The 6,610-nt window shown below is 69.2% G+C and carries 6 protein-coding genes and 2 pseudogenes; 7 read left to right on the top strand and 1 reads right to left on the bottom strand.

Annotated features, from left to right (window positions below):
• Window positions 1–260 precede the first annotated feature (260 nt).
• The 7 genes and pseudogenes from ABT296_RS38170 (at window position 261) to ABT296_RS38140 (ending at window position 5,164) form a co-directional block, all read left to right on the top strand.
• Window positions 261–587: a PadR family transcriptional regulator gene (locus tag ABT296_RS38170; protein WP_351934690.1), complete on the top strand. Its 327-nt coding sequence runs from the start codon at window positions 261–263 to the stop codon at window positions 585–587.
• Window positions 584–940: a DUF1048 domain-containing protein gene (locus ABT296_RS38165; protein ID WP_351934688.1), complete on the top strand. Its 357-nt coding sequence runs from the start codon at window positions 584–586 to the stop codon at window positions 938–940. Before ABT296_RS38170 ends, ABT296_RS38165 begins: the two co-directional genes overlap by 4 nt.
• Before the next feature lies 1 nt (window position 941).
• Complete coding sequence (locus ABT296_RS38160) at window positions 942–1,268, top strand: DUF1048 domain-containing protein (RefSeq protein WP_351934686.1); 327 nt, start codon at window positions 942–944, stop codon at window positions 1,266–1,268.
• A 282-nt stretch (window positions 1,269–1,550) separates the two neighbouring features.
• Window positions 1,551–2,034, top strand: a pseudogene (locus tag ABT296_RS38155) (MFS transporter); the annotation flags it as partial.
• A gap of 327 nt (window positions 2,035–2,361) precedes the next feature.
• Entirely contained in the window at window positions 2,362–3,333 is a 972-nt protein-coding gene (locus tag ABT296_RS38150) for a quinone oxidoreductase family protein (protein WP_351934684.1), read from the top strand.
• 771 nt (window positions 3,334–4,104) lie between these two features.
• A pseudogene (locus ABT296_RS38145) lies at window positions 4,105–4,379 on the top strand (transposase family protein); the annotation flags it as partial.
• 101 nt (window positions 4,380–4,480) lie between these two features.
• Window positions 4,481–5,164, top strand: coding sequence for a GNAT family N-acetyltransferase (locus ABT296_RS38140; RefSeq protein WP_351934682.1), 684 nt, complete (start codon window positions 4,481–4,483; stop codon window positions 5,162–5,164).
• 71 nt (window positions 5,165–5,235) lie between these two features.
• Here the strand turns inward: ABT296_RS38140 and ABT296_RS38135 are convergent, their stop codons facing one another.
• Window positions 5,236–6,018 (bottom strand): WD40 repeat domain-containing protein, encoded by a 783-nt coding sequence (locus ABT296_RS38135; protein ID WP_351934681.1) that lies wholly within the window; start codon window positions 6,016–6,018, stop codon window positions 5,236–5,238.
• Between the last annotated feature and the right edge of the window lie 592 nt (window positions 6,019–6,610).

Below are 6,610 nucleotides of genomic sequence, written 5' to 3'. Positions count from 1 at the left end.
ACGCCAGCGCCAGCCCCACATCGTCCGCGGCTACTTCGGCGGCCCGCACGTCCGCTACGTCCTGGACGAGAACCCCATGAGTTTCTGATCAATAGGGCGATGGCCAAGCTGCGGCGTTCGGGGGAGCCCGGTGCCTGTCGAACGGGTCGGCCCAGGACCGTGTTCGCCGGAGGCGTCACGCTTCTACTACTCGGTGATACCGTATAGTGGTACTCGGTGGCACGTAGTACTGGTACTGGCAGTGCTGAGGAGCATCGGCGATGGACGACCTGACGGAGATGTTGAAGGGCACGCTCGAAGGGTGCGTGCTCGAAATCATCGGCAGCGAGGAAACCTACGGCTATGCCATCACGCGCCGGCTGAACGAGCTCGGCTTCGCCGACGTCATCGAGGGGACCGTGTACACGATTCTCCTGCGGCTGGAGAGGAACGGGCTTGTCCAGGTGACGAAACGACCATCGGGGGTCGGTCCGCCGCGCAAGTTCTACGCGCTCAACGACGCCGGGCGCGAGGAACTCTCGAAGTTCTGGGCGAAATGGCAGTACCTCTCATCACGCATCGACAGGCTCAAGGAGGGCGGGAGATGAACTTCTGGGAGAAGGCCACAGGCAGCGATCTCACCAGGGATTGGAAGGCGTTCGAGGCCCGGGTCGAGGCTCTGCCGGACGACTACCGGGCGGCGTGGGGCGAGATCGTCGCCCACCTTTTCCCCTACGGGGACTTCACCGGTCGCAACCTGACACCGATCCTCGACTCCGCTCTGGGGCTGCTCGAAGTGTCGGCGGCGGACGGGCAGGGCGTCCACGAGGTGCTCGGCGACGACATTCAGGGCTTCTGCACGGCGCTGGCCGGCGGAGCGGGGGCCCGGACTCATCGCGACCGGTGGCGCGAGCAGTTGAACAGGAACGTCGCAAGGAAACTGAGCCGGCTGGGAGGCTGACGTGAGCATCCAGGACATCATCGAAGGCAAGAAGCAGTGGCGGGCGCACGCGGCCCGGGTCAAGGCGCTCCCGCCGGACTACCGGATCGTCTACAGGGAGATGCAGAAGTACCTGTTCAAGGTCGGACCGGTCAGCCTGTCCGACGGGCCCCTCCTCAATGAAATCGTCGACTTCTTCGAGGAGGGCGTCGCCGCGGGGAAGGGAGTTGTGGAGCTCATCGGCACCGACGTCGCCGCGTTCTGTGACGGCCTGATCAAGGACTCTCCCACCTACGCGGATGCCTACCAGGCATCCATGGGCGGGGAACCCGGCGCGGCCGGGAAGTGACAGCCGCCGGACCGGTTCGCGATGCTGCCGGGCAACACCACGCGGGGTTCATGGTGAGGCCGGCTCCTGCGCGTGGATGAGGGTGTCGCGGCGGGCCGGGGTGAGGCCCGGCGGATACCGGCATGTGGGCGGCCGTCAGCAGCAGCCTTCGTCCCGCCGTCGGGGCAGGTGCGGGCCGGCAGTAAGTCCAGCTCTGTGCGCATGGCCAACCAGCTGAAAGCGCGCTGCATCCTGTGTCACGGGGGCCTCGAGCCGGACAACAGCCCGCTCGCCCAGTGCGAGGGCCGCACCACCGCGGGCACCATGGCCCTGTTCCTGCTGTTCCTGCTGTTCCTGGGCGGCGCAGTCTGCTCGGTCCTGGGAGGGTCCCTGGCCAACCGCTACGACCGCGTCCATGTCTCCCGCTGGTCCTACCTGCTCTCCGTCGCCGCCGTGACCGGAGGGATCTACGCACCCGGCCCGGCCATGTTCCCCTTCGTGGCCCTCACCTCCGTCGGCCTGCACGTCCCCTTTGCTCCCTCCAGGTCACTCTGGGCCAGGATTGCCTGCCCTCTCGTATCGGTACTGCCAGCGGTGTCACCCTCGGCGGCCTCGTCAGCCCCCTGCTGGGAGACCTGGCCGACTCCACCTCCCTGATGACAGCCCTCACCCCCTGATCGCCATGCCTGCCCTGAGCTGGCTCTGCTTCCGCGCCCTGCCCGACCCCACCGCCCCCAAGCCACAAGCCGACGCACCCGCGCCCGCATCCGCGCGGCAGGACGCGTAGAGCTGCACGGATCAATGTGCATGTACGAGAGCCACCGACGGAATTGACTGACCTGCAGAACGTGGCTTCCGCCAGGCGACGATCCCGCGCGGCCGTGTTCGCGATCCCGGATGATGACCGCTAACGGGAGCCGACTGCGGTGCGGGCGTGCAGGCAGAGCCGTGATGCCGGCCGACCGTCGACCGGGTTTCGTCGCCTGGGCAGGCCCATTCCGTCGGCACCCTTCTCCCACATGGGCACGAGCCGGCTACTGACACCTCAGTGCGAGCGGGAATCGGATCGCTACGACCGGAGTTGGTGGAGGAGTTAGCCGTTTCAGGAGGGGTCATGCGAGCGATTCAGGTTTCCGAAGTGGGTGGTCCCGAGGTGCTGCGACTGGTCGATACTGATCGACCGGTGCCGGGCCCGGGCCAGGCGGTCGTGGAGGTCGCCGCGTCCGGCGTCAACTTCCTCGACGTGTACCACCGCCAGGGCCGGTACACCCTCCCGCTGCCCTTCACCCCGGGCACCGAGGGCGCGGGCACGGTCCTCGAGGTCGGACCCGGCGTCACCCACGTCGCTGTGGGAGACCGGGTTGGCTGGGTGGAGATTCCCGGTACCTATGCCGAGCAGGCAGTCGTGGACGCCTCCCGGCTCGTTCCCCTGCCCGACGGCGTCGATTTCGAGGCCGCCGCCGCCGTGCTGCTTCAGGGCATGACGGCGCACTACCTCGTCAAGGACGCCTACCCGGTCCAGCCGGGCGACACGGTGCTCGTGCACGCTGCTGCTGGCGGCATGGGGCTGGTCCTGACCCAGCTCATCACCCATCTCGGCGGCAGAGTGATCGGCACAACCTCGACACCGGAGAAGGCCGAGCTGGCGCGGCGCGCCGGGGCCGCCGAGGTGATCCTCTACTCCGCGGTGGACGATCTCGCGGCCGAGGTGAAGCGGCTCCACGGCGGCCAGGGCCTGCCTGTCGTCTTCGACGGCGTCGGCAGGGACACCTTCGATGCGAGCCTCGCCAGCCTGCGAACCCGCGGCCACCTGGTGCTCTTCGGCGCCGCGAGTGGTGCAGTGCCGCCCTTCGACCCCATCCGGCTCGCCCATGGCGGTTCGCTGACCCTGATCCGGCCAAGCCTCGGGCACTTCATCGCCGATCGGTCCGAGCTGCTCCGGCGCGCCGCCGACGTGCTTGAGTGGGTGCGCACCAAGGCGCTTGAGACCACCGTGACGGCCCGCTACCCGCTCGCCGACGTTGCCCGAGCCCACCGTGATCTGGAGGCTCGGCGTACCACCGGCAAGCTACTCGTCATCCCTTAGAGCAGCGACGCAATTGACTGACCTGCAGGAACGTGGCTTCTGGCGGGCGTCGATCCCGCGCGGCTGTGTCCGCGATCCCGGGTGATGACCGCTGACGAGAGCGGGCTGCGGTGCGGGCGCAGGCAGAGCCGTGATGCCCGGGCGGCAGCCCACCCCGCACCGGCCCCCGGCTGGCTGGCGTTGGCGCACTGGCTCGAACAGCTGCCCCAGCGCCGCGGGCTGAGTTTTCGCAAGATGGCGTCGGCATCAACAACCATCTCCAACAGCCCCGCAAGCCTCGCGCGCGCAATGAGCGGGGGACCCGTGCGCTGGCCCCTGGTGATGGCTTTCACCGTCGTCGGCCACGGCGACCGCGCAACAGCCCGGCGTTTGTGGCGCAAAGCGGCCGGAACCCGGCCGCCGGGCGCAGGCACCAGAGCGGAGTCCATCACCACCCCGGACCAACTGCTCAATGTCATGAGGGGGATCCGCTCCAATTGCGGGGACTCGCTCCTGCGGGAGCTGCGCCGGCGGGCGAAAGGACAGTGCACTGGGCGACCTGCTCGCACCCACCACCAGCAGCGACATCCTGCGCGGGAAACGGCTTCCCCACCCCGCATACCTCACCGCGTTCCTCCAGGCATGCGCCCGGCCCGAGCACACCTGGCGGGCCTGGCAGGCAGCCCTGCAACGCGCCAGACAGAACCACAGCGCCCAGTAATAGGTCCTGCACCCAGGCGGTGAAACCCCCACGCGGGCGCTGCTGCCAAAGCCACACCGGCCGCAGCGCCTGACCGGGTCTGCCGCGGCGCTCCCACCATCGCCGACGGCGGCTACCAGGGCACCGGACTGCTCATCCCGCACCGCAGACAGCGGGCCAGGACCGTTTGAGTCCCCAGCAGGAGGCCGAGAACGCCGTCCATCGCCGGGAACGGGCACGAGTCGAACATGCTCTTTCCCGCCTGCAGAACTGGAGAGTCCTGCGGGACTGCCGGCTCAGGGGCAGCGGCGTGCACCAGTCCACGTTCGGCGTCGCACGCCGCCACAACGCGGCCCGCTCAAATTGACTCAGACCCCATACGGGACAACCGCTAGCAAATACGCAGAGTGATGAGTGAGGAGGGCTGCTTCGCGCGTCGGCCGGTTGCGGTCGTGTTCTAATCGCCGGATGGCGAAGATCGATTCAGGGCTGGTGCGGCGTTGGGTGAACGGCTGGACGGTGGCTCGCTGTCTGCCAGAGGCCGGGCCGGTCGGGTCCGCGGGGGACGGCCTGCGGTCCGAGTGCGACCAGCCCGGCCGCGCGGTCGAGGTGTTCGCGCTGGGTGCGGATGAAAGGCCCGGGTCCTTGGGACTGCTGGCGGGATTCGTCGCGGCCGCCCGGCAGGCGACGTGGCTGACGGTGCCTACGCTGCGCCCGGGCGCCGTCGAAGCCGTTGTCGGCGCGGCCGGGCTGGAGTTGCTGCACCGGTCCGAGTGGTTCATGACGACCGATCTTGCCGGGCATCCGCAGCACGTCCCCGCCGCGCCCTACGAGCGCGAGGTCCGCGTGGAGGGAGCGGTCACGGTCGTCTCCTTGCGTGGTCCCACCGGAGAATTGGCGGCGCGCGGCACCGTCGCTGTGGTCGGGGCCGATGCGGTCGTGGATCGCATTGAGACGGACGCGGCGCACCGTCGGCGGGGCCTGGGCCGGGCTGTGATGAGCGCTCTGGCGGAGGCTGCCGTGGCCCGGGGTGCCCGTACCGGTCTTCTCATCGCCAGTGAGGAGGGCCAGCGCCTCTACTCCTCCCTGGGCTGGCACCGCGAGGCCGATGTCCTGATTGCCCGGGGGCCGGTGGCTGCCTCCAGCGGGTAGGGCTGGTTCACGCGGGCCGGTCCGGCCTTGCGCACGGCGTGCCCCTGCGGATCCCACTGAGCGAAGATGCTTCACCGCTGTTGCCTGTACTGGCCGTAGTCCGGTTGGGCGCTGTTCTGGGCGGTCCCCTTGTCGGGGGCCGTCCGCGGGAAGGCGAGGAGTGCTGTCGTGCGGGCCGGGCGGGATTTGGAGGGTGGTGGTGTCGTGGTCGGCGAAGCGCAGCATGCTGTCCGTGCGGTGCGGGCTGGGCGCGGCGATGTCTTCGGGGTTCGCCTCCGGGCCTCGGGCGGCCGTCCGGCGCGCTGTGGCGGCGGTGCCGGGGTTCTTCTCCTGGGCGGTTTCGGGTTCTCGACGGCCGCGAATGAGCGGCTCTGTTGGCTCCCAATTCGTCGCTCCGTCACATGGGCAGCCTTCGGGTCTGGGTGGGCCCCGTACGTGATGCAGCGTCGGATTGCCGGGTGCGGCCACAGGCGTAGCGTCTTGTCCTTTGCTGTTGTGGTGAGCAGGCCTGCTTTGGGTGCGAAGCTCAGGCCGGTGACGGGTCCGTGGTGGTCGGTGAGCGGCTTGCCCAGTGGCCGGCCGGTCGCTGGGGACCAGAACCGCACGGTGGCGTCGTCACCGGTGCTTGCGACCAGTTGTCCGTCGGGTGAGAGGGCCAGGCACCTGACGGGCCCGGTGTGATTGGTCAGCGCTCGCCCTGTCGGGGAGGCGGTGACCGGGTCCCAGAGCCGTATGGTCCCGTCCGCGCTGCCGCTTGCGAGGTGGCGTCCGTTCGGCGAGAAGGCGATCGCGCGCACGGGCCCTCGTGGCCGCTGAGCGGCCCGGCGCCCTGTTCGGGCGCACCTGGTCGGCATCGCGCTGGCTGCTCGGCGTCGCCTCGGCGAACAATCTCCTCACGGCAGCCGTCCGCACGGTCGCGATCTCGTCCGGCGCCCCCTCACGTCCGGCGGCAACGCTGCCTGACCACCTCGCGCGCACACGCGACCCAACCGCCGGTGATCTGAACGACCGCATCCCTGGCCCGCGCCCTGGACGCCTCGAACGCACTTCAGGCGTGCGGCACGCTCAAGGCCAACCCGGTCGAGTGTTGTGCGACGCATGAGCTTGTATGCGGGCATCCCGTAACCGCTGGTCGGTGATTGCGCCCGGTTACCTGGGTGGGGTGCCGTGCAGGTAGTTCATAACCGCTGATCCTCGGACCGGCTGTGTTGTCAGCGGCGGGCGATACGATCACCGCCTCGATGGGCCGGACGGAGATCGTGAGGGACTCGCGGCCATGGGGGGTGGGTCGCACAGGCCCCGGCATCCAGCTCGGGACTGGAGGTATCTTGCCGTAACCCCACCCCCCTTCCTGAGGTTCCCCCTGCTAGCCGGACAGCTTGATACTGGGACGGTTGGTCCCGGAGGAAGCAGTCACAGGTAGTGAGCAACATGAGTAAGCGGTAC

This window comes from Streptomyces sp. NPDC000983 (genome assembly GCF_040299205.1).
Classification (GTDB): Bacteria; Actinomycetota; Actinomycetes; order Streptomycetales; family Streptomycetaceae; genus Streptomyces.
The sequence above is the reverse complement of the archived record's forward strand: the minus strand, read 5'-3'. Positions and strand labels throughout refer to the sequence as shown.

Excerpts from the sequence above, each read along its gene's own strand:
- ABT296_RS38170 (WP_351934690.1), top strand. The coding sequence starts at position 261 with ATGGACGACCTGACGGAGATGTTGAAGGGCACGCTCGAAGGGTGCGTG.
- ABT296_RS38165 (WP_351934688.1), top strand. The coding sequence starts at position 584 with ATGAACTTCTGGGAGAAGGCCACAGGCAGCGATCTCACCAGGGATTGG.
- ABT296_RS38150 (WP_351934684.1), top strand. The coding sequence starts at position 2,362 with ATGCGAGCGATTCAGGTTTCCGAAGTGGGTGGTCCCGAGGTGCTGCGA.
- ABT296_RS38140 (WP_351934682.1), top strand. The coding sequence starts at position 4,481 with ATGGCGAAGATCGATTCAGGGCTGGTGCGGCGTTGGGTGAACGGCTGG.
- ABT296_RS38135 (WP_351934681.1), bottom strand. The coding sequence starts at position 6,018 with ATGCCGACCAGGTGCGCCCGAACAGGGCGCCGGGCCGCTCAGCGGCCA.